At 68.7% G+C, this 26,403-nt stretch carries 26 protein-coding genes and 1 tRNA gene; 16 read left to right on the forward strand and 11 right to left on the reverse strand.

The features are described from left to right. Nucleotides 1–63: 63 nt before the first annotated feature. From clpX to ACSFA0_RS14345, 6 genes are all read right to left on the reverse strand, one after another. Nucleotides 64–1,332 carry an ATP-dependent Clp protease ATP-binding subunit ClpX gene (gene clpX / locus ACSFA0_RS14320; RefSeq protein ID WP_435450824.1) on the reverse strand — a complete coding sequence of 423 codons (1,269 nt, stop codon included), beginning with the start codon at nucleotides 1,330–1,332 and terminating at the stop codon, nucleotides 64–66. Between the two features lie 106 nt (nucleotides 1,333–1,438). Next, nucleotides 1,439–2,047: an ATP-dependent Clp endopeptidase proteolytic subunit ClpP gene (gene clpP / locus ACSFA0_RS14325; protein WP_140839050.1), complete on the reverse strand. Its 609-nt coding sequence runs from the start codon at nucleotides 2,045–2,047 to the stop codon at nucleotides 1,439–1,441. Between the two features lie 100 nt (nucleotides 2,048–2,147). Continuing rightward, nucleotides 2,148–3,461, reverse strand: a complete 1,314-nt coding sequence (tig, locus tag ACSFA0_RS14330) for a trigger factor (protein WP_435450825.1) — start codon at nucleotides 3,459–3,461, stop codon at nucleotides 2,148–2,150. Between the two features lie 24 nt (nucleotides 3,462–3,485). Continuing rightward, nucleotides 3,486–3,572 (reverse strand) — tRNA-Leu (locus ACSFA0_RS14335). A 75-nt stretch (nucleotides 3,573–3,647) separates the two neighbouring features. Then, nucleotides 3,648–6,800 (reverse strand): efflux RND transporter permease subunit, encoded by a 3,153-nt coding sequence (locus ACSFA0_RS14340; protein WP_435450826.1) that lies wholly within the window; start codon nucleotides 6,798–6,800, stop codon nucleotides 3,648–3,650. Between the two features lie 10 nt (nucleotides 6,801–6,810). After that, nucleotides 6,811–7,944 (reverse strand): efflux RND transporter periplasmic adaptor subunit, encoded by a 1,134-nt coding sequence (locus tag ACSFA0_RS14345; RefSeq protein WP_435450827.1) that lies wholly within the window; start codon nucleotides 7,942–7,944, stop codon nucleotides 6,811–6,813. Between the two features lie 123 nt (nucleotides 7,945–8,067). Between ACSFA0_RS14345 and hpnC the strand changes: the two genes are divergently transcribed. From hpnC to ACSFA0_RS14365, 4 genes are read left to right on the forward strand one after another with little or no spacing between them, the layout of a single operon-like run. Then, nucleotides 8,068–8,979, forward strand: coding sequence for a squalene synthase HpnC (hpnC, locus tag ACSFA0_RS14350; protein WP_435450828.1), 912 nt, complete (start codon nucleotides 8,068–8,070; stop codon nucleotides 8,977–8,979). A gap of 28 nt (nucleotides 8,980–9,007) precedes the next feature. Beyond that, nucleotides 9,008–9,847, forward strand: coding sequence for a presqualene diphosphate synthase HpnD (gene hpnD / locus ACSFA0_RS14355; RefSeq protein WP_435450829.1), 840 nt, complete (start codon nucleotides 9,008–9,010; stop codon nucleotides 9,845–9,847). Beyond that, a complete protein-coding gene (gene hpnE / locus ACSFA0_RS14360; protein WP_435450830.1) occupies nucleotides 9,844–11,100 on the forward strand; it encodes a hydroxysqualene dehydroxylase HpnE in 1,257 nt (418 codons plus the stop codon). The genes hpnD and hpnE overlap by 4 nt, the downstream gene beginning before the upstream one ends. Beyond that, nucleotides 11,097–11,468, forward strand: coding sequence for a hypothetical protein (locus tag ACSFA0_RS14365; protein ID WP_435450831.1), 372 nt, complete (start codon nucleotides 11,097–11,099; stop codon nucleotides 11,466–11,468). Before hpnE ends, ACSFA0_RS14365 begins: the two co-directional genes overlap by 4 nt. A gap of 3 nt (nucleotides 11,469–11,471) precedes the next feature. Here ACSFA0_RS14365 and ACSFA0_RS14370 read toward each other — a convergent pair whose 3' ends face one another. Together ACSFA0_RS14370 and ACSFA0_RS14375 are read right to left on the reverse strand one after the other, a co-directional pair. Beyond that, entirely contained in the window at nucleotides 11,472–11,930 is a 459-nt protein-coding gene (locus ACSFA0_RS14370; RefSeq protein ID WP_435450832.1) for an SH3 domain-containing protein, read from the reverse strand. 111 nt (nucleotides 11,931–12,041) lie between these two features. After that, nucleotides 12,042–12,788 (reverse strand): HAD-IA family hydrolase, encoded by a 747-nt coding sequence (locus ACSFA0_RS14375; RefSeq protein WP_435450833.1) that lies wholly within the window; start codon nucleotides 12,786–12,788, stop codon nucleotides 12,042–12,044. A 15-nt stretch (nucleotides 12,789–12,803) separates the two neighbouring features. Between ACSFA0_RS14375 and hemH the strand changes: the two genes are divergently transcribed. Further along, nucleotides 12,804–13,880, forward strand: a complete 1,077-nt coding sequence (gene hemH / locus ACSFA0_RS14380) for a ferrochelatase (protein ID WP_435450834.1) — start codon at nucleotides 12,804–12,806, stop codon at nucleotides 13,878–13,880. On the opposite strand, the gene ACSFA0_RS14385 is transcribed toward hemH, so the two are convergent. The 3 genes from ACSFA0_RS14385 to ACSFA0_RS14395 form a co-directional block, all read right to left on the reverse strand. Beyond that, complete coding sequence (locus tag ACSFA0_RS14385; RefSeq protein ID WP_435450835.1) at nucleotides 13,862–14,368, reverse strand: DUF1993 domain-containing protein; 507 nt, start codon at nucleotides 14,366–14,368, stop codon at nucleotides 13,862–13,864. The two genes, hemH and ACSFA0_RS14385, sit on opposite strands and share 19 nt — an antisense overlap. Before the next feature lie 75 nt (nucleotides 14,369–14,443). Beyond that, the gene (locus ACSFA0_RS14390; protein ID WP_435450836.1) at nucleotides 14,444–15,085 is read right to left on the reverse strand and encodes an NrsF family protein; all 642 of its coding nucleotides are present in this window, start codon (nucleotides 15,083–15,085) and stop codon (nucleotides 14,444–14,446) included. Next, nucleotides 15,082–15,660 (reverse strand): sigma-70 family RNA polymerase sigma factor, encoded by a 579-nt coding sequence (locus ACSFA0_RS14395; RefSeq protein ID WP_435450837.1) that lies wholly within the window; start codon nucleotides 15,658–15,660, stop codon nucleotides 15,082–15,084. The genes ACSFA0_RS14390 and ACSFA0_RS14395 overlap by 4 nt, the downstream gene beginning before the upstream one ends. Nucleotides 15,661–15,799: 139 nt before the next feature. On the opposite strand from ACSFA0_RS14395, the gene ACSFA0_RS14400 reads away from it, so the two are divergent. The 11 genes from ACSFA0_RS14400 to ACSFA0_RS14450 all read left to right on the forward strand — a co-directional run bounded on the left by ACSFA0_RS14400 (nucleotide 15,800) and on the right by ACSFA0_RS14450 (nucleotide 26,258). Beyond that, the gene (locus tag ACSFA0_RS14400; RefSeq protein ID WP_435450838.1) at nucleotides 15,800–16,093 is read left to right on the forward strand and encodes a BufA1 family periplasmic bufferin-type metallophore; all 294 of its coding nucleotides are present in this window, start codon (nucleotides 15,800–15,802) and stop codon (nucleotides 16,091–16,093) included. 8 nt (nucleotides 16,094–16,101) lie between these two features. Beyond that, nucleotides 16,102–16,944, forward strand: coding sequence for an MNIO family bufferin maturase (bufB, locus tag ACSFA0_RS14405; RefSeq protein WP_435450839.1), 843 nt, complete (start codon nucleotides 16,102–16,104; stop codon nucleotides 16,942–16,944). Then, nucleotides 16,941–17,702 carry an HvfC/BufC family peptide modification chaperone gene (locus ACSFA0_RS14410; RefSeq protein WP_435450840.1) on the forward strand — a complete coding sequence of 254 codons (762 nt, stop codon included), beginning with the start codon at nucleotides 16,941–16,943 and terminating at the stop codon, nucleotides 17,700–17,702. Before bufB ends, ACSFA0_RS14410 begins: the two co-directional genes overlap by 4 nt. Before the next feature lie 10 nt (nucleotides 17,703–17,712). Then, nucleotides 17,713–18,183: a DoxX family protein gene (locus tag ACSFA0_RS14415; RefSeq protein ID WP_435450841.1), complete on the forward strand. Its 471-nt coding sequence runs from the start codon at nucleotides 17,713–17,715 to the stop codon at nucleotides 18,181–18,183. Between the two features lie 85 nt (nucleotides 18,184–18,268). Next, the gene (locus tag ACSFA0_RS14420; protein ID WP_435450842.1) at nucleotides 18,269–19,633 is read left to right on the forward strand and encodes a GTP cyclohydrolase II; all 1,365 of its coding nucleotides are present in this window, start codon (nucleotides 18,269–18,271) and stop codon (nucleotides 19,631–19,633) included. Continuing rightward, complete coding sequence (locus ACSFA0_RS14425) at nucleotides 19,633–20,991, forward strand: URC4/urg3 family protein (RefSeq protein WP_435450843.1); 1,359 nt, start codon at nucleotides 19,633–19,635, stop codon at nucleotides 20,989–20,991. Before ACSFA0_RS14420 ends, ACSFA0_RS14425 begins: the two co-directional genes overlap by 1 nt. A 55-nt stretch (nucleotides 20,992–21,046) precedes the next feature. After that, nucleotides 21,047–21,676, forward strand: a complete 630-nt coding sequence (upp, locus tag ACSFA0_RS14430) for a uracil phosphoribosyltransferase (protein ID WP_435450844.1) — start codon at nucleotides 21,047–21,049, stop codon at nucleotides 21,674–21,676. Nucleotides 21,677–21,718: 42 nt separating this feature from the next. Further along, nucleotides 21,719–22,720, forward strand: a complete 1,002-nt coding sequence (locus tag ACSFA0_RS14435; protein WP_435450845.1) for a BMP family protein — start codon at nucleotides 21,719–21,721, stop codon at nucleotides 22,718–22,720. A gap of 6 nt (nucleotides 22,721–22,726) precedes the next feature. After that, nucleotides 22,727–24,280, forward strand: coding sequence for an ABC transporter ATP-binding protein (locus ACSFA0_RS14440; protein ID WP_435450846.1), 1,554 nt, complete (start codon nucleotides 22,727–22,729; stop codon nucleotides 24,278–24,280). Then, nucleotides 24,277–25,338, forward strand: a complete 1,062-nt coding sequence (locus ACSFA0_RS14445) for an ABC transporter permease (protein WP_435450847.1) — start codon at nucleotides 24,277–24,279, stop codon at nucleotides 25,336–25,338. The genes ACSFA0_RS14440 and ACSFA0_RS14445 overlap by 4 nt, the downstream gene beginning before the upstream one ends. Next, nucleotides 25,335–26,258 carry an ABC transporter permease gene (locus ACSFA0_RS14450; protein WP_435450848.1) on the forward strand — a complete coding sequence of 308 codons (924 nt, stop codon included), beginning with the start codon at nucleotides 25,335–25,337 and terminating at the stop codon, nucleotides 26,256–26,258. Before ACSFA0_RS14445 ends, ACSFA0_RS14450 begins: the two co-directional genes overlap by 4 nt. Nucleotides 26,259–26,403: the final 145 nt, after the last annotated feature.

Genomic DNA, 26,403 nt, shown 5'->3' on the forward strand with positions numbered 1-26,403 from the left:
CGGCGCGTTCATCGTAGGGCACGCGCCAAGCGCGTGGTCCGTCGGGCGAAATGGCCCTGGCACTTAGGCCTTCTTCGCCGCCTCGCGGTACACGAGCAGCGGCGGTTTGTTCTCTTCGATGGTCGATTCCTCGACCACCACCTTGGCGACGTTCGTTGCGTTCGGCAGTTCGAACATCGTGTCGATCAGCGACTGCTCCAGAATCGAACGCAACCCGCGCGCACCGGTCTTGCGCGCCAGCGCCTTGCGGGCGATGGCCTTGAGCGCGCTCGGGCGAATCTCCAGGTCGACGCCCTCCATCTGCAGCAGCTTGGTGAACTGCTTGACCACCGCGTTCTTCGGCTCGGTCAGGATCTGCACCAGCGCGTCTTCGCTCAGTTCGGCCAGTGAGGCCACCACAGGCATGCGGCCGACCAGTTCGGGAATGAGGCCGAACTTGATCAGGTCCTCAGGCTCCACCTCGCGGAACACCTCGGTGATGCTGCGCTGCGCCTTGCTCTTGACCATCGCGCCGAAGCCGATGCCCGAGGCCTCGGTGCGGTTCTCGATCACCTTTTCCAGGCCCGCGAAGGCGCCGCCGCAAATGAACAGGATGTTGGTCGTATCGATCTGCAGGAAGTCCTGGTTCGGGTGCTTGCGCCCGCCCTGCGGCGGCACGCTGGCCATCGTGCCTTCGATGAGCTTGAGCAGCGCCTGCTGCACGCCTTCGCCCGACACGTCGCGCGTGATCGACGGGTTGTCCGACTTGCGCGAGATCTTGTCGATCTCGTCGATGTAGACGATGCCGCGTTGCGCCTTCTCCACCTCGTAGTTGCAGCTCTGCAGCAGCTTCTGAATGATGTTCTCGACGTCCTCACCGACATAGCCGGCTTCGGTCAGCGTCGTGGCGTCGGCCATCACGAAAGGCACGTCGAGCATGCGAGCCAGCGTCTGCGCCAGCAGCGTCTTGCCCGAGCCGGTGGGGCCGATCAGCAAAATGTTGCTCTTGCTGAGTTCGACCTCGTCGCCCTTGGTGTTCTTTTCCTTGTGGCGCAGCCGCTTGTAGTGGTTGTAGACGGCCACCGACAGCATGCGCTTGGCCGGCTCCTGGCCGATCACGTAGTTGTCGAGGTTGGTCTTGATCTCCAGCGGCGTCGGCAGGTCGCTGCGCGCGTCGCGCGCCTCGTCCCCCGCGGGCAACTCGTCGCGGATGATCTCGTTGCACAAATCGATGCACTCGTCGCAGATGAACACCGACGGACCGGCGATCAGCTTCTTGACCTCGTGCTGGCTCTTACCGCAAAAGGAGCAGTAAAGCGTTTTTTCGCTGGAAGAGCCTTTTTTCTCGGCCATGGGCAAATGCCTCGTAACAGGGGTGGATCAATGATAACGAAACAAAAACGGCGTTCTCCGCATGGAAAACGCCGTCGTTGCGCAGGCGCCGCAGCGCCCGGCGGGATCAGCCGCGCTTCGAAATGACCTGGTCGATCAGGCCGTAGTCCTTCGACTCGTCGGCCGTCAGGAAGTAGTCGCGCTCGGTGTCACGCGCGATCTTCTCCAGCGGCTGGCCGGTGCGCTCGGCGAGGATGCGGTTCATCTGGTCCTTCGTGCGCAGGATGTCGCGCGCGTGGATCTCGATGTCCGTCGCCTGCCCGCGGGCACCACCCAGCACTTGATGGATCATGACTTTGGAGTTGGGCAGCGAGAAACGCTTGCCCTTTTCGCCGGCCGCCAGCAGGAAGGCGCCCATGCTGGCCGCGAAGCCGATGCACAGGGTCGACACCGCCGGCTTGATGAACTGCATCGTGTCGTAAATCGCCATGCCGGCGCTCACGCTGCCGCCGGGCGAGTTGATGTAGAACGAAATGTCCTTGTCCGGGTTCTCGCTCTCGAGGAACAAGAGCTGGGCGACCACCAGGTTGGCCGTCTGGTCGTTGACCTCGCCCACCAGAAAGATCACGCGCTCCTTGAGCAGACGCGAATAGATGTCATAGGACCGCTCGCCGCGGCCGGATTGCTCGATCACCATCGGCACCATGCCGAGACCTTGGATGTCCTGTGCGCTCATGAATAGCTCCGTTCAGTGCTTGACCATCCGGGAATTCCCCGGAGAAAGATCAGATGGGGATGGTGCCGGCAGGTGCAAGCCCCGCCGGGTCGCACGATGATCAGGCCTGCTGCGCCATCAGGTCGTCGAAGGACACCGACTTGTCGGCGACCTTCGCCTGGCTCAGCACGAAGTCGGTCACGTTGTTCTCGATGACGACGGCTTCGACCTCGGCCAGACGACGGTTGTCGCTGAAGTACCAGCGCACCACGTCGGCCGGCTTCTCGTAACTGGCAGCCAGCTCGTCGATGTGCGCCTTGATCTGCTCGGGCTTGGCCTGCAGATTGTTGGCGCGCACCAGTTCGGCCACGACCAGGCCCAGACGCACGCGGCGCTCGGCCTGCGGGCGGAACATTTCTTCGGGGATCGGGGCCTTGTCGGCGTCCTTGATGCCGCGCTGCTTGAGCTCGGCGCGGGCACCTTCGACCATGCGGTCGACTTCGGACTGCACGCTCGACTTGGGCAGGTCGAGTTCGGCGTTGGCGATCAGCGCGTCCATCACGGCGTTCTTGTTGCGCGCGAGCACGCGGAACTTCACTTCGCGCTCGAGGTTGCGCTTGATGTCGGCGCGCAGGCCTTCGACGGTGCCTTCTTCGATGCCGAGCGACTTGGCCAGCTGTTCGTTGACTTCCGGCAGGTGCGAGGCTTCGATCTTCTTCACGGTGACCATGAAGTCGGCCTGCTTGCCGGCCACATCCTTGCCGTGGTAATCGGCCGGGAACGACAGCGGGAAGGTGCGGCTGTCGCCGGACTTCAGGCCACGAACGGCGTCTTCGAACTCCTTGAGCATCTGGCCTTCGCCGATGATGAACTGGAAGTCCTCGGCCTTGCCGCCCTGGAAGGTTTCGCCGTCGATCTTGCCTTCGAAGTCGACCGTCACGCGGTCGTCGTCGGCCGCAGCCGTATCTTGCGAACGCTGCGCGAAGGTGCGGCGCTGCTTGCGCAGGATGTCGAGCGTCTTGTCGATGGCTTCGTCGCTTACTTCGGCCGTCACGCGTTCCACGTCGGCGCCCGACAGGTCGTTGATCTTGACTTCGGGGAACACCTCGAAGACCGCGTCGAAGGCCATCACGCCTTCGGGCGCTTCTTCCTTTTCGGTGATGCGCGGTTGGCCAGCCACACGCAGCTTGGCTTCGTTGGCGGCCTGCGAGAAGGCCTCGCCGACCTTGTCGTTCATGACTTCGTAGTGCACCGAGTAGCCGTAGCGCTGGGCCACGACATTCATCGGTACCTTGCCCGGACGGAAACCGTCCATCTTCACGGTGCGGGCCAGCTTCTTCAGGCGGGAATCGACTTCCGACTGGATGGTGCCGACGGGCAGCGTCAGCGTGATCTTGCGCTCGAGTTTCTCGAGGGTTTCAACATTCACGGTCATTTCGTTCTTCCTTGTGAGGTGTGCTGGTGCGCGGGGCCGGACTCGAACCGGCACGTTCTTGCGAACGTCAGGACCTAAACCTGGTGCGTCTACCAATTTCGCCACCCGCGCGGTCAGGTGAATCAAGCAAAAGCGGGCGGCCTCCTGATGCAGACCACCCGCTTCGAAATCGGTCAACCGCGCATTTTAGACGCTAACCGGCGCCGCCTTTTCTTCCCGCTTCACGCGAAAGGCAGCGGCATACATGGCGGGCAGCGCCAGCAGGGTCAGCACGGTGGCGACGATCAGGCCGCCCATGATCGCGACGGCCATCGGGCCCCAGAAGACGCTGCGCGACAGCGGGATCATCGCCAGCACGGCGGCAGCGGCCGTCAGCACGATGGGGCGCAGCCGGCGCACGGCCGATTCGACAATCGCGTCCCAGGCCGGCACGCCGGCGGCGCGGTCGCTTTCGATCTGGTCGATCAGGATCACCGAATTGCGCTGGATCATGCCCATCAGCGCGATCACGCCGAGCAGCGCGACGAAGCCGAAGGGCCGGTTCAGGATCAGCAGCGCCGCCGCCACGCCCGCGATCCCCAGCGGGCCGGTGATGAACACCAGCAACGACCGGCTGAAGCTGTGCAGCTGCAACATCAGCAACGTGAAGACCAGGAACAGCATGATCGGTATGCCCGCCACGATCGAGTCCGAGCCCTTGCTGCTTTCCGCCACCGCGCCGGCCACCTCGATGCGGTAGGCGCCCTGCCCGGCCGCGCGCCACTTCGCCTCGAGCGCACGCAACCCGGGCAGCAGTTGCTGCGTGACGGTCGCACCCTGCAGTCCCTCGGCGATGTCGGCGTTCACGGTGATGGCGTAGTCGCGGTTCTCGCGCCACATCACCCCCGGTTCCCAGCTGAAGACCGGCTTGGCGACCTGCGCCAGCGGGATCGAACGGCCCGACGCCGTCGGCAGATAGGCGTTGCCGATGTCCGAGATCGCTTCGCGCTCGTCGGGCGACTGGCGCAGCACGATGTCGATCAGCCGGTCGTTCTCGCGGTACTGGCCGATGGTGGTGCCGCTGAACATGGTGCGCGACGCCTGGGCGATGGCCTGGCTCGTCACGCCGAGCGCGCGCGCCTTGTCCTGATCGACCTCCAGTCGGATCACCTTCACCGACTCGTTCCAGTTGTCGTTGACGCCCCGTGTGTTCGCGTTCTGGCGCATCGCCGCTTTCACCTCATCGGCGTGCAGACGCAGTTGCACCGGGTCGCTACCGATCACCCGGAACTGCACCGGATAGGCCACAGGCGGGCCGTTCGGCAGCAGCTTGGCGCGGGCGCGCACTTCGGGGAACTCCTGGGCCAGCAACGCGGGCAGGCGCAAGCGCAAGGCGTCGCGCTGATGCAGGTCCTTGGCCAGCACCAGCACCTGCGAGGCATTGGTCTGCGGGAAGATGTAGTCCAGCGGCAGGTAAAAGCGCGGTACGCCGCTGCCGATCCAGGTCGTGACGGTGACGACCTCGGGCTCCTGCATCAGCCGCTGTTCCACGCGCCGGGCGATGTCCTCGTTGGCTGCGAAGGCGGTGCCTTCGGGTGACCACAGGTCGACCAGGATTTCCGGCCGGGCCGAATCCGGGAAGAACTGCTGCTGCACCCGCCCCATCCCGACCATGCCCAGCGCGAAGATCGCCACCGTCGCGCCGATGGTCAGCCAGCGGTACGCCACGCACCAGTTCACCGCGCGGCGGAAGGCGTTGTAGAAACGTGAATCGAAGAGCTCGTGCGGCGGTGCGTCGGGATCGTGGGGCTTCACCTTGAGCAGCAGCGTGCCCAGGTACGGCACGAAATACACCGAGACGATCCAGCTGAGCACCAGCGCGATGACCGTCACCGCGAAGATCGCGAAGGTGTATTCGCCGGTGGTCGACTTGGCCAGGCCGATCGGCAGGAAGCCCGCCGCCGTGATGAGCGTGCCGGTCAGCATCGGCTTGGCCGTCACGTCGTAGGCGAAGGTGGCGGCGCGGGTCTTGTCGTAGCCCTCCTCCATCTTCCGCACCATCATCTCGACGGCGATGATCGCGTCGTCCACCAGCAGGCCCAGCGCGATGATCAGCGACCCGAGCGACACCTTGTGCAGCCCGATGCCGAAGTAGTTCATGGCAAGGAAGGTCACCGCCAGCACCAGCGGGATGGTGATCGCCACCACCAGCCCCGGGCGCACGTCGATGTGCCAGCCGAAGCGCCCGCCCTTGTGCAGGCCCAGGGCAATGAAGCTCACCGCCAGGACGATCACCACCGCCTCGATCAGCACCTGAACGAATTCATTGACCGAAGTCGCCACGGAGGACGGCTGATCCTGCACCTGGGCCAGCGTCACCCCGGCCGGCAGGCGCTGGCCGATGTCGGCGACCGCCACGCGCAGCGCTTTGCCCAGGGCGATGATGTCTCCGCCCTTGGACATCGAAACGCCTAGCGCGACCACCTCCTTGCCCTGGTGATGCACCTTGACGGCCGGCGGATCGACCGTGCCGCGGCGGATGTCGGCGATGTCGCCCAGCCGCAACTGGTTGCCGGAACTGCCGCGGATCGGCATCTCGCGCAACTGCTCGACGCTGGTGAATTGCCCTGCGACGCGCACCTGCACCATGTCCAGCGGCGACTGGATGACGCCGGCGCTCTCCACCGCGTTCTGCGCACCGATCTGCTGCAGCACCGCGTTCATGTCCAGGCCCAGCTGCGCCACGCGCTTCTGCGAGACCTCGACGTAGATCTTCTCGTCCTGCAGCCCGAACTGCTCGACCTTCGCCACGTCCTTCACCCGCAGCAGGCCCTGGCGCACCTCGTCGGCAAAGGTCTTGATTTCCGCGGGCGAGTAGCCGTCGGTCTGCAGCGCGTAGATCACGCCGTACACATCGCCGAACTCGTCGTTAAAAAACGGCCCCTGCACGCCGCCAGGCAGCGTGGCGCGCATGTCGCCGACCTTCTTGCGCACCGTGTACCAGACGTTCGCCACCTCACTGGGCTTCGACGAGTCCTTGATCTCGAAGATGATCATCGACTCGCCGGGCTTGGAATAGCTGCGGATCTTGCTGGCGTACGGTGCTTCCTGCAGCGTGCGCTCCAGCTTGTCGGTCACCTGCTCGGCCATCTGCTGCGCGGTCGCGCCAGGCCAGTAGGTGCGCATCACCATGATGCGGAAGGTGAAGGGCGGGTCTTCGTCCTGGCCCAGCTGGAAGTACGAGGCGAAACCCAGCACCATCAGCGCGACCATCAGGTAGCGCGTCAGCGCGGCGTGTTCCAACGCCCATTTCGACAGGTTGAAGCCGGCCTTGCCGGTTGTTTCGTGGGGGGTGGTCATCGCGACGTCCTCAGCGCGAGGCCGAAGAAGCCGCAGCCTCTGCAGGCGTGGACTTGCCCTGGTAGATCGACACCTTCTGACCCGGCGCGAGCACGTGCACGCCCGCCACCACGACCTGCATGCCGGGCTCCAGGCCCTGGGCGATGACGGCTTCGTTGCCGTCGGCCGTGGCCACCTGCACCGGCTGCGAGCGCACCGTCATGCTGGCCTTGTCCAGCACCCACACGGCCGAACCGCCGCCCTCCTGGCGCAGTGCGCTGGTCGGCAGCTTGAGCACCGGCGCGCCGACGTGCGACAGCGCCTGGGGACGGGCGTAGACGGTGGCGCCGAGCGGCGGTGCCGTGGCGGCGTCGATCGCCACCTTCACGGTGTAGGTACGCGTCACGGGGTCGGCGCTGGCCGCCACCTCGCGCACCTTGCCCTGCAGCTCGGGGCCGCCGGACCAGCCGCGCACGGCCACGTCGGAGCCCGGCTTGATCTGCGCCGCCCGGTCTTCGGGCACCGCAAAGACCACGTCGCGGGCGCCGTCCTGCGCGATGCGCAGCACCGGCGTGCCGGCGGCCACCACCTGGCCGGGCTGCGCGTCGATGGCCGTGACCACGCCGGCGGCATCGGCCACCAGGGTCGCGTAGCTGGCCTGGTTGCCCTGCGAGGCGAGCTGGGCTTGCGCCTGCTCGAACTGGGCTTGCGCCGACTTGTAGGTCGATTCGCGGCGCTCCAGTTCGGCACCGCTGATGAAGTTCTGCGCCCGCAGTTCGCGGTAGCGCTTGAGGTCCGCTGCCGCGAGGTCGCGGTTCGTCTGGGCCGACGCCTGCTGGGCACGGGCCGCATCGGCAGCGAGGCGGTAATCCTGCGGGTCGAGCTGCGCGAGCACCTGGCCGGCCTGCACCCGTTGGCCGAGCTCGGCCTGGCGCCGCAGGATCTTCCCGGCCACGCGGAAGCCCATCGGCGTCTCGATGCGGGCGCGCACCTCGGCCGAAAACTCCGGCGCCGTTCCATAGGCGGTGGCGCCGACGGTCTGTACCTTGACGGCGCGCACCGGCTCTTCGGCGGCCGGTGGCTTGGAACAGCCCGCCAACGCCGCGCCGAGAACCAAAGCGGCGAAGGGAAGCGAGGAGCTGACGGAAACGATCGATACGGCCATGAACCACCTAGAAGAACGGACGGGTCATTAATGACCAGAGGGTTAGTAATTTTGTGGGATGCCCTTCGGGCTGTCAACGAATCGGGGCTGGCCGAGCGCGTGCCCGACAATCGCCGCGTGCCAATGTCCCGCTCTTCCGACACCGCCGCAACGGCGCCAACCCTCGCGCCGCCGCCGACGCATTACGAGAACTTCCCTGTGGCGTCGTGGCTCTGCCCGCCGCGGCTGCGCGCACCGATCGCTGCGATCTACGTCTTCGCCCGGACCGCCGACGACATCGCCGACGAGGGCGATGCGTCGCCCGCGCAGCGGCTGGCCGATCTGCACGCCTTTCGCGCCGACCTTGCCGCGGTCGCGCAGGGCCGCTCGGCCTCGGCACGCTGGCCCGCCGTCTTCGGCCCGCTGGCGCATGCGATGCGCGCCTTCGCCCTGCCCGAGGTCTTGCTGGCCGATCTGCTGTCGGCCTTCATCCAGGACATCGAGAAGACACGCGATGGCGCCCGCTACACCGACCGCGCCGCGCTGCTGGACTACTGCGCCCGCTCCGCCAATCCGGTCGGTCGGCTGCTGCTGCATCTGTATGGCGTCGACGACGCGACCGCGCTGGCGCAGAGCGATGCCATCTGCAGCGCCCTGCAGCTCATCAACTTCTGGCAGGACCTGCGCGTCGACCTGCCGCGCGACCGCTTCTACCTGCCGGTCGACGACTACGCCGCCCACGGGCTCTCCTCCGCCGCCTTCGACACCTTCCGGCCACGCGGTGATACGCCACCGCCGCGCGAGGCGCTGGCGCTGGTCGCCGTCGAAGTCGCCTGGGCACGCGCCCTCATGCAGCAAGGCGCGCCGCTCGTGCACCGCCTGCCCGGGCGGATGGGGTGGGAGCTGCGGCTGGTGGTCCAGGGCGGGCTGCGCATCCTCGACAAGATCGAGGCGCTGGGCTTCGACACCTTCACGCAACGCCCCACCGTCGGCAAGGCCGATGCGCCGCTGCTCGCCTGGCGGGCGCTGCGGATGCGGAGACAATCGACGCAATGACTTTCAAGAAGCCCAGCGCCCCCGATCGATGACGCCCGCGCAGTACGTCCAGCAGAAAGCGGCCGCCTCGGGCAGCAGCTTCTATTACGCCTTTCTGTTCCTTCCCACACGGCGCCGCGCCGCGATCACCGCCTTCTACGCCTTCTGCCGCGAGATCGACGACGTGGTCGACGAGGTGCGCGACCCCGGCGTGGCCGCGACCAAGCTCGCCTGGTGGCGCACCGAGGTGGCCCAGGCCTACGCCGGCCAGCCGCACCACCCGGTCATGCAGGCGCTGATGCCGCTGACCGCCGAGCACGGCATCGAGGCCGCCCAGTTGCAGCAGATCATCGATGGTTGCGAGATGGACCTCTCGCAGACCCGCTACCTCGACTTTCCCGGCCTGAAGCGCTACTGCCACCTGGTGGCCGGCGTGGTCGGCGAAGTCTCGGCGCGCATCTTCGGCCAGACCGATCCGCAGACCACCGCCTACGCCCACACGCTGGGCCTGGCGCTGCAGCTGACCAACATCATCCGCGACGTCGGCGAAGACGCGCTGCGTGGGCGCATCTACCTGCCGGTGAACGAGCTGCAGCAGTTCGACGTCAAGGCGCACGAGCTGCTCAACCGCGTCTATTCCGACCGCTTCGTGGCGCTGATGAAGTTCCAGGCCGAGCGCGCGCACCGCACCTACGACGAGGCGCTGGCGCTGCTGCCCGCCGCCGACCGCCGCAGCCAGAAGCCGGGCCTGATGATGGCCAGCATCTACCGTGCGCTGCTGCGCGAGATCGAGCGCGACGACTTCCAGGTGCTGAACCAGCGCGTGAGCCTCACGCCATTGCGCAAATTCTGGCTGGCGTGGCGCGTGCAGGCGCTGGGGCGGATTTGAAGATCGCCGTCATCGGCGCCGGGTGGGCCGGCCTGGCCTGCGCCGTCGACGCCACGCGAGCCGGCCACCTCGTCACCCTGTTCGACGCCGCGCGCATGCCCGGTGGCCGCGCGCGCCGCATCGACGCCGGCCATAACGGCGCGCCGCTGGACAACGGCCAGCACATCCTGATCGGCGCCTACCGCGACACGCTCGCGTTGATGCGCACCGTCGGCGTCGACCCGGACGACGCGCTGCTGCGCACGCCGCTGTCGCTGCGCTTCGCCGACGGCGGGGGCCTGGCGCTGCCGCGTATGGCGGCGCCGTTCGACCTGCTCGCCGGCATCGCCACGGCGCGCGGCTGGACCTGGGCGGACAAGGCCTCGCTGCTGCGCACCGCCCTGCGCTGGCGCCGCGCGCGCTTCCATTGCACGCCTGAAGCCACGGTCGCGACGCTGTGCCGCGGGCTCACGCGGCGCGTCATGCAGGAGCTCATCGAGCCGCTGTGCGTCTCCGCGCTGAACACGCCGGTCGACGCGTCGAGCGGCACCGTCTTCCTGCACGTGCTGGAAGACGCCCTGTTCACCGAGCGCGGCGGCGCCGACCTGCTGCTACCGCGCGTCGACCTCGGCGCCCTGCTGCCCGACGCCGCGATGCGCTGGCTCGGCCTGCGCGCGGCCACCGTGCGCACCGGCTGCCGCGTGCAGACGCTGGTGCGCACCGACACCCACTGGCAGGTCGACGGCGAGGATTTCGACCGCGTCGTGATCGGCGGCGCCCCCTGGGACGCCGCGCGCCTGGTGCGCGCCGCCAACATCGACGCCGACGACTGGCTGGCCGTCACCGACGCGCTGCGCTTCGAGGCCATCGCCACGCTCTATGCCGACGGCGCGCCCGCGCTGGCCGCACCCATGCTCGCGCTGCGCACCGGCCCCGGCGCACCCGCGCAGTTCGCCTTCGACCGCGGCCAGCTCGGCGGTCCGCACGGCCTCGTCGCGCTGGTCGTGAGCGCGAGCGACCTGCCGCGCGACGCACTGGAAGAACAGGTGCTCGTGCAAGCCGCCACGCAGCTCGGCGCCACGCGCCTGCGCATCGTGCAGACGGTGATCGAGCGGCGTGCCACCTTCGCCTGCACGCCCGCACTGCGCCGGCCCTGGATGCAGATCGCCCCCGGCCTCGCCGCCTGCGGCGACTACCTCGACGGCCCCTACCCCGCCACGCTCGAAGGCGCGGTGCGCAGCGGCCTCGCGGCTGCACGCTGGATCGGCCCATGACGACGCTCGACTACCTGGATTTCGATGTCAGCGACGAAGCCGACGGCAGCGGCAGCTTCGACGCCGTGGCCTCGGTCGGCCCGCAGCAACTGGCCGCCGTGCATGCGGAGATCGTCGCCGTGCTGGACTGGGCCCACGCGGCCTTCGCCGGCCAGCGCGCGCCGCTGGACGACGGCGGCGCCTGGGACTTCGACCTGCAGTCCGTGCAGGAGTGGAGCCTGGCCGAAACGCTGACCTACGATGAAGGCAGCGGCCAGCTCGACGTGCGCCCCGGCACTGCCGGCGCGCCGCGCCACACGGTCAGCCTGTCGATCGTCGGTTCGGCCGATTTCTGCGACGCATTCCGCGCGCAGTTCGACCTGGGCTGAGGCTCACCAGCCCCACAGCAGGCGGCGCGCGACCCAGCCGCTGCCGCCATTGGCCCGCTGCACCTTCACCCAATCACCCTTGCGATCGAGCGTGCGCAGCACATCGCCGTAACTGGCCTTGCCGACGAGGCGCGCCCGCGTCGTGGGGGCACCGCGAAGATTGGCCACTTTCGCCTTCACCACGTGGTGCGGCGTGCGCCCGGTCAACGCGCGCAGCACCCAGCCGCGGTCGCCTTCGAAGTCGCGCACCTGCAGCCAGCTGCCCTTGCGCGCCATGACCTGCAGCGGGTAGCCGCGCGACAGCGCCCACTGCACCGTGCTGCGCGTGCCGGGCGCCGAACGCATGTTGACCGTCTCCCGCGCCACGCTGACCATCTGCTGCGCCTGGGCCATGGAGGCCAGGGTTCCGAGCGAGAGAAAGAGGAAGAGCAGGCAGGCGGACAGGCGGCGGAATGACATCATCGGAAGAAAACCTTTCAACGGAAACAGAAACAAAAGAAACGGCCGCTCACATCGCGGCCAGTCTCTCCGTGTCCCTCGTGCCGGATTAGTTCCGCCGATCGGGGCAATCCCTCAGCGTGCGTCGAGCGCCATGCACAGCGCATGCAGGTTCGGCACGACCAGCTGAGGGCGCGCCCCGTAGGTCCACGGCTTGCGCTCGTCGTCGGTGTCGCGCGCCAGCCAGGCCGCCTGCATGCCGGCATCGAGCGCGCCGACGACGTCGAGCGCGGCGTCGTCACCCACATGCAGCACGTCGCGCGGCAACAGGCCGACGGAAGCCGCCGCTGCGCGGAAGATCGGCGCGTGCGGCTTGCCGCTGCCGAAGGCGCGCGCGTTGAACGCGGTGCGGAACCAGCGGCCCACGCCCGTGCGATGGATGTCGGCATTGCCGTTGGAGATGGCGACCAGCGGGTAGCGCTCGCTCAGCCACTTCAGCGCTGGCAGCGCGTCGTCGTACAGCTCGACGCGCTGGCGCTCCTCGAAGAAGGCGTCGAAGGCCGGGTCGGCCAGCGCCGGGTCTTCACCGGCACGCCGTAGCGCCGCACGGATCGACTCGCGGCGCAAGGCGCTCAGGTCGTGGGCGAGGTCGGAGCGTTCCCGCTCGGTGGCCTGCCGCAGCTCGCGCAACACGCCCGGAGTCACCAGCAGCTCGGCGGTCTTCGGTGCCTCGCGCAGCAGCCACGCGTGCAGCACGCGCTCCGCCCGCTCGATGGTCGGCCAGATCGGCCACAGCGTGTCGTCCAGGTCGAGCGAAATCGCTGCGATGCGCGTCAGGTCTAGCCCGTCATGGCCCGCCAGGGCCGGTGTCTCCAAGGTCATGGCCCAGAATATCGCATGCCTTCCAAAACGACACACGGCAGCGGGGCACCCCACGCCCACCCTGCCGAAGACCGCACCGTCATCCTCTGGTGCAACCTCGGTTCACCCGACGAGCCCACAGCCCCCGCGGTGCGCCGCTACCTCTCGCAGTTCCTGCACGACTACCGCGTGATCGAGATCCCGCGCGCCATCTGGTGCCTCATCCTGCACGGCATCATCCTGCGGGTGCGACCGGCCAAGTCGGCCGCCAAGTACAAAAGCATCTGGCTGCCCGAAGGCTCGCCGCTGAAGGTCTGGACCGAGAAGCAGGCCAAGCTGCTGGCCGGCCGGCTCGGCGAGCGCGGCCACCGGCTGTCAGTGCGGCATGCGATGCGCTATGCGAACCCGTCGATCGCCTCGCAGCTCGACGCGGCGCAGGCCGAGGGCGCGACCCGCGTGCTGGTGATGCAGGCCTACCCGCAGTATTCGGCAACCACCACCGCCAGCGTGATCGATGCGGTCACGGCATGGACGCGCACCAAGCGCAGCCTGCCCGAACTCCGTTTCGTGAACCAGTACCACGACGACCCGCGCTACATCGACGCGCTGGCGCAGAGCGTGGAAGCCTATTGGAAGCAGAACGGCCGCCCCGACCAGCTGGTGATGAGCTTCCACGGCATTCCCGAGCGCAACATCCGGCTGGGCGACCCGTACCAGGGCCAGTGCCTGGAGACGGCCCGTCTGTTGACCGCGCGCCTGGGCTTGCCGGCGGACCGCTACCGCGTGACCTTCCAGTCGCGCTTCGGCCGTGCCAAATGGCTGGAGCCCTACACCGAGCCGACGTTGCGCGAACTGGGGGCGGCGGGCACGGCGCGGGTCGACGTGATGTGCCCGGGTTTTCCGGCCGACTGCCTCGAGACGCTGGAAGAAATCGCCATGGAAGGCCGCGAAGCCTTCCTGCATGCGGGCGGCAAGGACTTCCGCTACATCCCCTGCCTCAACGACAGCCCGGCGTGGATCACCGCGCTCGCCGGCATCGCCGAGCGCCACCTCGCCGGCTGGCCGACGAAGCCGCTGCCCGTCGACGCCGCCGGTCAGAACTTGCCGAGGTAGTCCATCTTCCCGATCGGCACGCCGCTGTGGCGCAGCACGCCATACGCGGTCGTGACGTGGAAGAAAAAGTTTGGCAGCGCGAACTGCAGCAGGTAGCGATCGGCCGTGAAATGCATTTCGCCGCGGCGGTTCTTCACGACGACTTCACGCGCTTCGAAGCCGTCGATCTGCGCGCGCTCGACGGTCTTCAGGAAATCGAGCGTCTTCGCGACGCGCGCCTGCAGTTCCTCGTAGGTCGTCTCGGTGTCGGGAAAGCTCGGTGCCGTGATGCCGGCGAGCCGCGCCGCACCCAGCTTGGACGCATCGCTCGCGCTCTGCACCTGTCCCGCCAGCGTGAACATGTCGGGTGCCAGCCGTGCGCCGACCAGCGTGGCCGTGTCGATGTCGTGGGCCTGCGCGTGCGCCAGCCCCTTGTCGAGCAGATGAGCCAGCTGGCCAAGGCCACGGGTGAAGACGGGGACGGACAGGTCGTAGAGGGATAGCGCCATGGGATGCTCCGGATGAAGGTGCGCGCGATTGTCGTGCGCCATCGCAATCTCTGCTGGCCGTCGCCGCGCGGCCCTTCACCAGCGCAGCAGACGCGGCCCCAGCACAGCGCCGAGCGCCACCGGCAACGCGATGCCGGCCATGTACCAGACCGCCAGGAACGGCGATGCCAGCTCCATGCAGTGCACCGCGTACACGGCGGCGCCCACGCCGCCGGCCAGGGCGCCGGCCGCCGCGCCCGCCAGCGCCAGCCGCGTCGGCGCCAGGCTGCGCAGCACCCACATCGCCGCGACGAAGGTCGGCATGGCCAGCGCCAGAATATTGAAGGCGCAGCTGCGCCACGTCTCGCCCCAGAGCATGGCGCTGCGGTCGGCCGGGGCGGCCATCGTCCAGTCGAAAGCTGCCAGCGCCCAGATCAGCAGCACCGGCGCCACCACGGCCAGCCAGGCCAGGCCGCCCCGCATCCCCGGCCGCGCCAGCCGGTGCACCAGCACGAAGCCGGCCGCGGCGATCGCGATGGGGAACAGCGCCTTGACCCAGAACATCGGCCAGAACATGGCTTCGACGAGATTGCGGCGCGGGCCGAATTCGACCAGCAGCAAGGCCACCGAGATCGGCAGCGACACCGCCAGCGCCAACGCGAGCCGGCGGGTGGTCGCCTGCCGTGGCACGGGCGTGGCGTCGGCCCCCAGCAGGGCGATCAGTTCGTCGGTCTTCATCGGCTGTCCTTGATCTTGAGTGCGAGCGCCTTCAGCCCGCGGTGGATGCCGACCTTCACCGCCGACTCCGACATGCCGGTCGCCTGCGCCGCCTCGGCGATCGACAGGCCGTGCAGCTTCACATGGACGATCGGCAGCCGGTGCCGGTCGGGCAGGCTCTCGAGCAGCCCGCCCAGGTCGCGCCGCGCATCGCTGGCATCGGTGGACGATTCGGCGAACACCGCCAGCTCGTCGTCGATCGGCTGGTGCAGCGCCTCGCGGCTGCCCTTGGCACGCAGCAGGTCGATCAGCTTGTAGCGCGCGATCGCATGCACCCAGGCCGTCAAGGGCTGGTCCGTCTGGTAGGTGTGACGCTGGTTGTGCATGGCAAGAAGGCATTCCTGAACGAGGTCTTCCACATCATCGGGCCACCCGAACAGGCGGCGACCGAGAAAGGCCCGCAGGTGCACCCCGAGTTTCTGGAGGAAGGTGCGGTAGGCCACGGCATCGCCGGCCAAGCCACGGACGAAGAGGTCGTGCAGCACCGCTTCGGCATCGTTCATTCGCGCGGGACTCTCGACGGTTGTTCGGTTCATGCAGCGCGCCGGTTACAGCATCGGCCGGAATAAAAGTTCGGGCGGATTGTGCCGCGCCCTGTAACCGGCCCGCCCGCGATGGCGAAGTAGAAGGCACCTCGCCGTCCGGCGGGGCTTCCCACCACCAAGGAGCTTTTCCATGATCGCACGTCCCCTCGCCATCACCGCATTCACCCTCGGCGCACTGGCCTCCGGTGCTGCCCTGGCCCAGGCCAAGCCCATGCAGGACAACATGGCCAAGCCCGCCATGGAGAAGTGCTACGGCGTCTCCATGGCCGGCAAGAACGACTGCGCGGCCGGCCCCGGCACCACCTGCGCCGGCACCTCCAAGGTCGACTACCAGGCCAATGCCTGGAAGAACGTGCCGGCCGGCACCTGCACGACCATCAAGACGCCCAAGGGCATGGGCACGCTCGCGCCGATGAAGGGCTGAGGCCCGTCATGACCACGCCGGACATCGGCCTGTCTGCCGGGCTCGGGCTCAAGCCCGCGCACTTCGATGCGGCGCTGGCCGCCACCGATGCCGGCCTGTGGTTCGAGGTGCATGCCGAAAACCACCTGGTCGACGGGGGCCCTCGGCTCGCGTGGCTCGAGGCCGTGCGCGCCCGCCATCCGGTGTCGCTGCACGGCGTGTCGCTGTCGCTGGCCGGCGAGCAGGCGCCCGATGCAGCCCACCTCGGTCGGCTGGCCGCGCTGGTGCGGCGCGTCGAGCCGGCGCTGGTGTCGGAGCATCTGGCCTGGTCGGGCGTCAACGGCCGTCATTTCCCCGATCTCCTGCCGGTCGTCCGCGATCACGCGGCGCTGCAGCGGATCGCCGCGCACATCGGGCGCACGCAAGATGCGCTAGGCCGGCGCATCGCGATCGAGAACCCATCGCACTACCTGCGCATCGACGGGCACGACTGGGACGAGATCGACTTTCTCGGCGAATTGGTGCGCCGCACCGGCTGCGCGCTGCTGCTCGACATCAACAACGTGCACGTGTCGGCGCGCAACCTCGGCTTCGACGCGACGACGTGGCTCGACCGGGTTCCGGGCGACGCCGTCGTCGAGATGCATCTGGCCGGGCACAGCACCGACCCGGCGCTCGGTCCCGCGTTGCTGATCGATTCCCACGACGCGCCGGTCGCCGACAGCGTGTGGGCCTTGTTCCGCCGCGTGGTCGATCGCATCGGCCCGCGGCCGACGCTGATCGAGCGCGACGGCAACGTGCCCTCGTTCGCCGAACTGATGGCCGAGCGCCAGCACGCACACACGATGCTGCAGCAGCCGGTGGCCGCATGACGCCCACTTCATCCCTTCAACAAGCCTTCGCCGACGCGCTGTTCGGCCGCGCCGGCCGTGGCCATGCCGACGTCGACGCCTGGGCCGCCCAGCCGGCCTTCGCGGTCTACCGCAACACCGTGATGAAGGCCTGCATCGACGCGCTGGCCGCCAACTTCCCCGCCGTGCAACGGCTGGTCGGCGAGGACTGGTTCCGCGCGGCCGCCGCACTGCATGTCGCCGGCGAGCCGCCGCGGGACGGCCGACTGCTGGTCTACGGCGCCGGCTTCCCGGACTTCCTCGCACGCTTCGAGCCGGCCGCGTCGCTGCCCTATCTGCCCGGCGTGGCGCGGATGGACGTGCTGTGGCGCGAAGCCCATGCCGCCGCCGATGCGGGCGTGCTGGCCCCGGATGCGTTGGCCGGCCTGCCGTCGGAAGCGCTGGGCACGCTGCGGCTGCAGCCGCATCCGGCCGCGCGCTGGGCCTGCTTCGACGCGCACCCGGTGTTCGCGATCTGGCAACGCAACCGAGACACGACCGAGGCCGATGCCCCCATTGACTGGCAAGGCGACGGCGGCCTGCTCACGCGCCCGCTCGATGCCGTGCACACCGAACCCCTCTGCCACGGCGGCTGCGCACTGCTCGACGCCTGCGCCGCTGGCGCGACGCTCGGCGAAGCGGCCGAAGGCGCGCTCGCCGCCCGGCCCGACACCGACCTGGCCAGCGTGCTCGCACAGCTCCTGCGCGCCGGCGTCTTCCTGCCCCTCCCCGTCCCTTGAAAGGCCTGCCATGTCGACCATGCGTTCATCCGCCGCTGCACCCGTCGGCCTGCGCCAACGCTGGAACGCGCTGGCCCAGCGTCTCGAACGCGGCGTGCCGCACGACCTGCTCGCCCTCGCGACGCGCATCGCCATCGCGGCCATCTTCTTCCTGTCGGGCCGCACCAAGGTCGACGGGTGGCTCCACATCAGCGACGGCGCCTACGAACTCTTCCGCACCGAGTACCGGCTGCCGCTGGTGCCGCCGGAGATCGCAGCGCATCTCGCGGCCTATGCCGAACACCTGTTCCCGGTCCTGCTGGTGCTGGGCCTCTTCACCCGCCTCTCGGCCGCGGCGCTGCTGGGCATGACGCTGGTGATCCAGGTCTTCGTCTACCCGGACGCGTGGCCGACCCACCTCTCGTGGGCCGCCCTGCTGCTGTACCTGGTCGGCCGCGGTGCCGGTCGGCTGTCGCTCGACCGAGCGCTGCGCATCGCCTGAACGCGGCGCGGCGAGCGCGGTCGTGGACCGCCGCGCTTGCCAGCCAGAGAGTCGATCGCTACATTGCATTTTTTGAGGGCCTGCAATGTCTGTCGACACCGTCTCGAATTCTCCCCACCCCGCTTCACCGAACCCGCAGTCCCCTTCCCCCGCGCAGTCCGATGCGGCCACCGTCTCCGTCTCGCTCTCCCCGGTCTATTCGCCCGCCGCCGGCGCACCGCGCCACATCCGGCTGACCTCGCACGCCGGCGGCTTCGGCGCACTGCCGATCCGCTGGGGTGCCGCGACCGCCACCGAGCGCGGGCCGATCGTGGGCACCACCACCAAGCGCGCGCACCGCAACGTGATCGGCACGCACAGCGGCTCGTACAGCGTGTACCGCGCGCTGGCCGTGGCGGCCGGAGCGCTCAACCCGCAGCACAAGGCCGACCTCACCAACACGTCGCCGACCGACCTCATCGGCCCGTACCCGCAATGGTCGGACCCCGGACGTATCGTGTCGCTCGACCCCTGGGGTGCAGCGGTGGCCGACGTGTTCTCGACCGAGCTGGCGGCCGGCTACGACATCCGCCCGACCATCGCCGTGACCCAGGCGCACGTCATCCTGCCGGAGGTGATCGAGGCGCTGCAGACCGGCCGCCTGAAGGCCGACGGCAAGTTCCTCACCGCCGGTGGCGCCGCGATGGTGACCAAGGCGGCCATCGAACCGGTGTGGTTCCTGCCCGAGGTCGCCAAGCGCTTCGGCTGCTCCGAAACCGACCTGCGCCGCGTGTTGTTCGAGGAAACCGGCGGCATGTACCCCGAGTTGGTGACCCGTTCCGACCTGGAAGTTTTTTTGCCGCCCATTGGCGGCCAGACCCTCTACATCTTCGGCAACCCGCGCGACCTGGCGAACCCTGAGGTCGAGCTCACCGCCCGCATCCACGACGAGTGCAACGGCTCCGACGTATTCGGCTCCGACATCTGCACCTGCCGGCCCTACCTCACGCACGCCATCGAGGAATGCATCCGCGGCGCGCAGCGCGGCGGCGTCGGGCTGATCGCCTACTCGCGCAAGGAAGGTCGCGCGCTCGGCGAAGTCACCAAGTTCCTGGTCTACAACGCGCGCAAGCGCCAGGTCGGCGGCGACACGGCCGACCAGTACTTCGCCCGCACCGAATGCGTGGCCGGCGTGCAGGACATGCGCTTCCAGGAGCTGATGCCCGACGTCTTCCACTGGCTGGGCATCCGGAAGATCCACCGCCTGGTGTCGATGAGCAACCTGAAGTTCGACGCCATCACCGGCTCGGGCATCGAGATCGGCGAGCGGGTGAACATCCCCGACGAACTGATCCCGGCCGACGCCCGCGTCGAGATGGACGCGAAGATGGCCGCCGGCTATTTCACGCCGGGCGCCGTGCCCGACGCCGAAGAACTGAAGAAGGCCAAAGGCCGCGGATTGAGCGAATGATGAGTCAAGACAACTACGGACTGAACCTGGACGCGGCGCAGGCGCCGGACACCGACTTCACCCAGCCCGGCCCGGCCGCCGCCTACCTGCGCACCACCGCCGCCGTGCGCGAGCGCGCCGCCCAGTTGCTGGCCCGCGCGCGCCAAGGCGAATCGACCTGGTTCTCCATCGGCGGCGACACGATGCTCGACGACGCGGCGCAGGTCGTGGCCGAGGTCACGCGTGAGCGCTACCCGTCGGGCCGCATCCCCTTCCACAGCCGCTGGCGCCATTTCGAGGCCGGCGGCATCGACCGCCTGGCCGCGCTCGACCGCCTGCTGGGCGACGGCGTCACGCCGCGCGAGCGGGCGCGGGTGCAGATCGACCTGGTGCTGGTCAGCGTGTTGCTCGACGCCGGGGCCGGCCCCGACTGGCACTACGTCGAGTCGGCGAGCGGCCAGCGCTTCACACGCTCCGAAGGGCTGGGCGTTGCGAGCTTCCACGCCTTCACCAGCGGGCTCTTCTCGTCCGACCCCGACCGGCCGCTGCAGGTCGACGCGGCCGGCCTGCGCGGGCTGATCGCCGACCGCCTCGGCCAGGCCTTCCAGGTCAGCGACGTGAATCCGCTGGTCGGCATCGCCGGCCGCACGACGTTGCTGCGCCGGCTGGGCGAAGCGCTGGCCGAGCAGCCCGAAGTTTTCGGCGAGCACGGCCGCCCCGGCGGTCTGTTCGACGCGCTGGTCGGGCCGGCCGGCCCCGGCATACCGGCGACGGCGGAGGTCACGGCGCACGATCTGCTGTCGCTGCTGCTGGCATCGCTCTCGCGCATCTGGCCCGCGGCCAACTTCGTCGACAGCATCGCGGCCGATGGCAGCGACACGCCCGGCGGCCTCGGCTCGGGCAACCCCGACTTCGCGCTGGGTGACTGCTGGCGCCACCCCGGCGTGCATGGCCCGGGCCTCACCAACGGCTGGATGCCCTTCCACAAGCTGTCGCAATGGCTGACCTATTCGCTGCTCGAACCCTTCGAATGGGCCGGCGTCAAGGTGCGCGGGCTGGATGCGCTCACCGGCCTGCCCGAGTACCGCAACGGCGGCCTCTTGGTCGACAGCGGCGTGATCCTGCTGCGCGACCCGGCACTGGCGGCACGCACCTGGAAGGCCGGCGACGCGTTCATCGTCGAATGGCGCGCGCTGACCGTCGCCCTGCTCGACGAGCTGGCCCCGCGCGTGCGCGCACTGCTGGGCCGCAGCGCCGACGATCTCCCGCTCGCCTGCGTGCTCGAAGGCGGCACCTGGGCCGCGGGCCGCGTGCTGGCACAGCGCTTGCGTGACGGTTCGCCTCCTCTGCAGATCGAAAGCGACGGCACCGTCTTCTAGACTCTCACCCTTTCCGAAAACCACAACAAGGCTTCACCGCCGCGCTTTCGACACCATGAGCAACGTTCACGTCATCGACCACCCCCTCGTCCAGCACAAGCTCACCCTGATGCGCCGCAAGGACGCCTCCACCAACAGCTTCCGCCGCCTGCTCAACGAGCTCAGCATGCTGATGGCCTACGAGGTCACGCGCGACATGCCGATGCAGGAGATCGAGGTCGAAACCCCGCTCGAGACCATGACCTCGAAGGTGATCGACGGCAAGAAGCTGGTGCTGGTGTCGATCCTGCGCGCCGGCAACGGCATCCTCGAAGGCATGCTGAGCGTGGTGCCCGGCGCGCGCGTCGGCCACATCGGCCTGTACCGCGACCCGAAGACGCTGACCGCCGTCGAGTACTACTTCAAGATGCCCAGCGAGATGCAGGACCGCGACATCATCGTGGTCGACCCGATGCTGGCCACCGGCAACTCGGCCATCGCCGCGGTCGAGCGCATGAAGGAACTCAGCCCGAAGTCGATCAAGTTCGTCTGTCTGCTGGCCTGCCCCGAAGGCGTGAAGAACCTGCAGACCGCGCACCCCGACGTGCCGATCTACACCGCCGCGATCGACCGCGAGTTGAACAGCCACGGCTACATCCTGCCGGGCCTCGGCGACGCGGGCGACCGCATCTTCGGCACCAAGTAACGCGCGCAGCGCCCCCATTTCAAAAACCCGAGGAGAAGCACCGTGCACGCACGCCGCCAGTTGATCGTCCGTTCCATTGCCGTCGCCGCAGCTGTTGCCGCCGGCGCCCCCGGCCTCGCGCTGGCCCAGGCCAAGCTCAAGGTCGCGGCGGTGTACACCGTGCCCTTCGAGCAGCAATGGGTGGGCCGCATCCACAAGGCGCTGAAGGCCGCCGAAGCGCGCGGCGAGATCGAATACAAGGCGACCGAGAACGTGGCCAACGCCGACTACGAACGTGTGATGCGCGAGTACGCCACGGCCGGCAACCAACTGATCCTGGGCGAGGTCTTCGGTGTCGAAGCCGCCGCCCGAAAGGTCGCCAAGGACTTCCCGAAGGTCGCCTTCCTGATGGGCTCGTCGCTCAAGCCGCAGGCGCCGAACTTCAGCGTGTTCGACAACTACATCCAGGAGCCGGCCTACCTGAGCGGCATGGTCGCCGGCGGCATGACCAAGACCAACAAGATCGGCATGGTCGGCGGCTTCCCGATTCCGGAAGTGAACCGCCTGATGAACGCCTTCATGGCCGGCGCCAAGGAAACCAACCCGAAGGTCGAGTTCAGCGTGAGCTTCATCAACAGCTGGTTCGACCCGCCGAAGGCCAAGGAAGCCGCCTTCGCCATGATCGACAAGGGTGCCGACGTGATGTACGCCGAGCGCTTCGGCGTGAGCGACGCTGCCAAGGAAAAGGGCAAGCTCGCCATCGGCAACGTGATCGACACGCAGGCCCAGTACCCCGACACCGTGGTCGCCTCGGCCCTGTGGAACTTCGAGCCTTCGGCCGACCGCGCCATCAAGCTGGTCAAGGAAGGCAAGTTCACGGCCGAGGACTACGGACAATATTCGATGATGAAGCACAAGGGCTCCGAACTCGCGCCGCTGGGCACCTTCGAGAAGAAGGTCCCGGCCGAGATCGTGACCAAGGTGAAGGCCAAGCAGGCCGACATCCTGGCCGGCAAATTCACCGTGAAGGTGGATGACGGCCAGCCGAAGTCGACAGCCAAATAAGTGTTCGTGACCTCGCCGGTCCTCCGACTTCGGAACATCACCAAGCGCTTCGGCGCCCTCACCGCCAACGACGACATCTCGCTCGACCTGCATGCAGGCGAGGTGCTCGCGCTGCTGGGCGAAAACGGGGCGGGCAAGTCGACGCTGATGTCGATCCTGTTCGGCCACTACACGGCCGACGAGGGCGACATCGAGGTGTTCGGCCAGCCGCTGGCACCGGGCAACCCGAAGGCCGCGCTCGCCGCGGGCATCGGCATGGTGCACCAGCACTTCACGCTGGCCGACAACCTGAGCGTGCTCGACAACGTGCTGATGGGCACTGAGCCGCTGTGGCGGCTGGTCTCGCGCCGCAGCGCCGCGCGCGCCCGGCTGCTCGACGTGGCGGAACGCTTCGGCCTGCCGGTGCGGCCCGACGCGCTCATCGGCGAGCTATCGGTCGGCGAGCGGCAGCGCGTGGAGATCGTCAAGGCGCTCTACCGCGGCGCGCGCATCCTGATCCTCGACGAGCCGACCGCCGTGCTCACGCCGCAGGAAAGCGAGGCGCTCTTCGCCACGCTCGCGCAGATGGTGGCGCAGGGCCTGTCGATCATCTTCATCAGCCACAAGCTGGGCGAGGTGCTGCGCGTGTCGCAGCGCATCGCCGTGCTGCGTGGCGGCAAACTGGTCGCCGAGGCGCGCGCCGCCGACACCACGCAGGCCGAGCTGGCGCTGTGGATGGTCGGCCACGCGGTCGAGAAGACCGCGCGACGCCCGGCACAAACGGTGGGTGACGGGGTCTGCGTGCTCGACCATGTGTCGACCACCGGCAGCGGCCACGACCGACTCGAAGACGTCACGCTGACGCTGAAGGCCGGCGAGATCGTCGCTATCGCTGGCGTGTCGGGCAACGGCCAGGTGGCGCTCGCCGAGCTGCTCAGCGGCACGCGCAAGAGCACGCGCGGCACGGTCACGCTGATGGGCCGCGCGCTGCCGCCCTCGCCCGCGAAGCTGGTGCCGCGCGGCGTCGCGCGCATCCCCGAAGACCGCCATGCCGTGGGCGTGATCGGCGACCTGCCGGTGTGGGAGAACGCGGTGTCCGAACGGCTACGCAGCCCGGCCTTCTCGCGCTGGAGCCCGCTCGGCCGCTGGGTGCGCCGTGCCGCGGCGCGCGCGCACGCGCTGCGCGTCGAAAAGGCGTACGACGTGCGCGGCGCGGGCCTGCAGTCGCCGGCGCGTTCGCTCTCGGGCGGCAACATGCAAAAGCTCATCCTCGGCCGCGCGCTGATGGCGCCCGAATCCGCCAATGGCCAGCGCAAGCCGCCGCGGCTGATCGTCGCGCATCAGCCGACCTGGGGCCTGGACATCGGCGCGGTCGCGTACGTGCAGCAGCAACTGATCGCCGCGCGCGATGCAGGCGCCGCGGTGCTGATGATTTCCGACGACCTCGACGAGGTGCTGGCGCTGGGCGACCGCGTGGCGGTGATGCACGGCGGTCAGCTTGGCGAACCGCGCCCGGCGACGGCATGGACGCGCGAAGCCATCGGCCTCGCCATGGCAGGTACAGCGGGGACGCACGCATGAGGCTCGAGCGCCGTCATGCAACATCGCGCGCCGCGCTGGTGCTCGCGCCCATCGGCGCGGTCGCGTTCACGCTCGCCGTCAGCGCGCTGCTGGTGCTGTGGGCCGGCGCGCCGGTCGGGCGCACCTACGCGCTGCTGCTGCAGGGCGGCTTCGGCTCGGTGTTCGCATGGAGCGAGACCCTCACGCGAGCCATCCCGTTGATCCTCACCGGCCTGGCCGCGACCGTCGCCTTCAAGGCGCGTCTCTTCAACATCGGCGCCGAGGGCCAGCTGTATGCCGGCGCGCTCGCCGCCGTGGCGGTTGGCGGCATGCACGGCGGCACCGGCTTCGAGGCGTCGCCGTGGCTGCTGTTCCCGCTGATGATGATCGCGGCCGCGCTGGCCGGTGCGCTGATGCTGCTCGGACCGGCGCTGATGAAGAACAAGCTGGGCGTCGATGAGGTCGTGACCACGCTGCTGATCAACTTCATCGTGCTGCTGGCGGTGTCGGCGCTGCTTGACGGACCAATGAAGGACCCGACCGCGATGGGCTGGCCGCAGAGTGTGTCGCTGCAGCCCGACCTCGAGCTGGGCAAGCTGATCGCGCAGACGCGCGTGCACTCCGGGCTGCTCTGGGCCGTGTCGCTCGCGGTCATCGTGTGGACGATCTTCAAGCACACGGTGCTGGGCTTCGACATCCGCGCGGTCGGCGCCAATGCGCGCGCCGCCGCCTTCGCGGGCGTGCCGGTCACGCGCACGGTCGTGATGGTCGCGCTGCTCTCGGGCGCACTGGCCGGGCTGGCGGGCGCGATCGAAGTGGCGGGCCGCACCAGCTACGTCACGCTCGACATGTCGCCGGGCTATGGCTACACCGGCATCGTGATCGCGATGCTGGCCGGGCTGCATCCGCTGGGCGTGATCGCGGCCGGCGTGTTCGTCGCCGGCGTGCTGGTCGGCGCCGACACCATGAGCCGCGCGGTGGGCGTGCCGACCTACATCGCCGACGTGATCGTCGCGGCCTCGCTGATCGCGGTGCTGGTGGCGACGCTGCTGACGCAATACAAGGTCCGGCGCACATGAGCGACCTGCTCGACATCCTGGCCAACGCGTCCTTCTGGGTCGCGACACTGCGCATCGCCACACCGCTGATATTCGGCACGCTGGGCGTTCTGCTGTGCGAGCGCGCGGGCGTGCTCAACCTCGGCATCGAGGGGATCATGGTCGCGGGCGCCTTCGCCGGCTGGCTGGCGGTGTATGCCGGCGCGCCGCTGTGGGTCGGCGTTGGCGTGGCCGCGCTCACCGGCATGGCGTTCGGGCTGCTGCATGCCTTTCTCACGGTCGGGCTCGCGCTGTCGCAGCACGTCTCGGGGCTGGGGATCACGCTGCTGGCAACGGCGCTCAGCTACTACGGCTACCGCGTGAGCTTCCCAAAGGTGAACACGCCGCCGACGGTCACGCCCTTCGCGCCGATGGAATGGCTCCCCATCCCGGTGCTGGGCGCGCAGACGCCGCTCACGCTGCTGGCGCTGGTGCTGGTGCCGCTGGTGGCGTGGGTGCTGTACCGCACGCCGGTCGGGCTGGCGGTGCGCATGGTCGGCGAGAACCCGCAGGCGGCCGAAGGCCAGGGCGTGTCGGTCGCGGCCACGCGCACCGGCGCCATCGTCGCGGGGTCGGCGCTGATGGGCGTGGCGGGGTCCTTCCTCACCTTATCGGCCTTCAATGCGTTTTTCTTCAACATGGTCAACGGCCGCGGCTGGATCTGCGTGGCGCTGGTCGTGTTCGCGTCGTGGCGGCCGGGCAAGGCGCTGCTGGGCGCCCTGCTCTTCGCCTTTTTCGACGCGCTGCAGCTGCGCTTGCAGCAGTCGGGCGACGCGGTGCTGCCGTACCAGCTCTATCTGATGCTGCCGTACCTGCTGTCGATCCTGGCGCTGGTGCTGGTGGCACGAAAAGCCAGCTACCCCCAAGCCCTGATGAAGCCCTACCGCAGGGGCGAACGCTAGGCCGTTCGGCAAGAGAGCCGGACACCGGCCATCGGCATTCGTCCACAAAAACGCGGGGGCGATGCGGAATCGGTCCGCCAAGCCGTGGACACAAACGTTGTTCAACCGATAACCGAAGAACGTGCTGTTGCGTTCCGCTCCCTGA

This window comes from Variovorax restrictus (assembly GCF_051216715.1).
Classification (GTDB): domain Bacteria; phylum Pseudomonadota; class Gammaproteobacteria; order Burkholderiales; family Burkholderiaceae_C; genus Variovorax.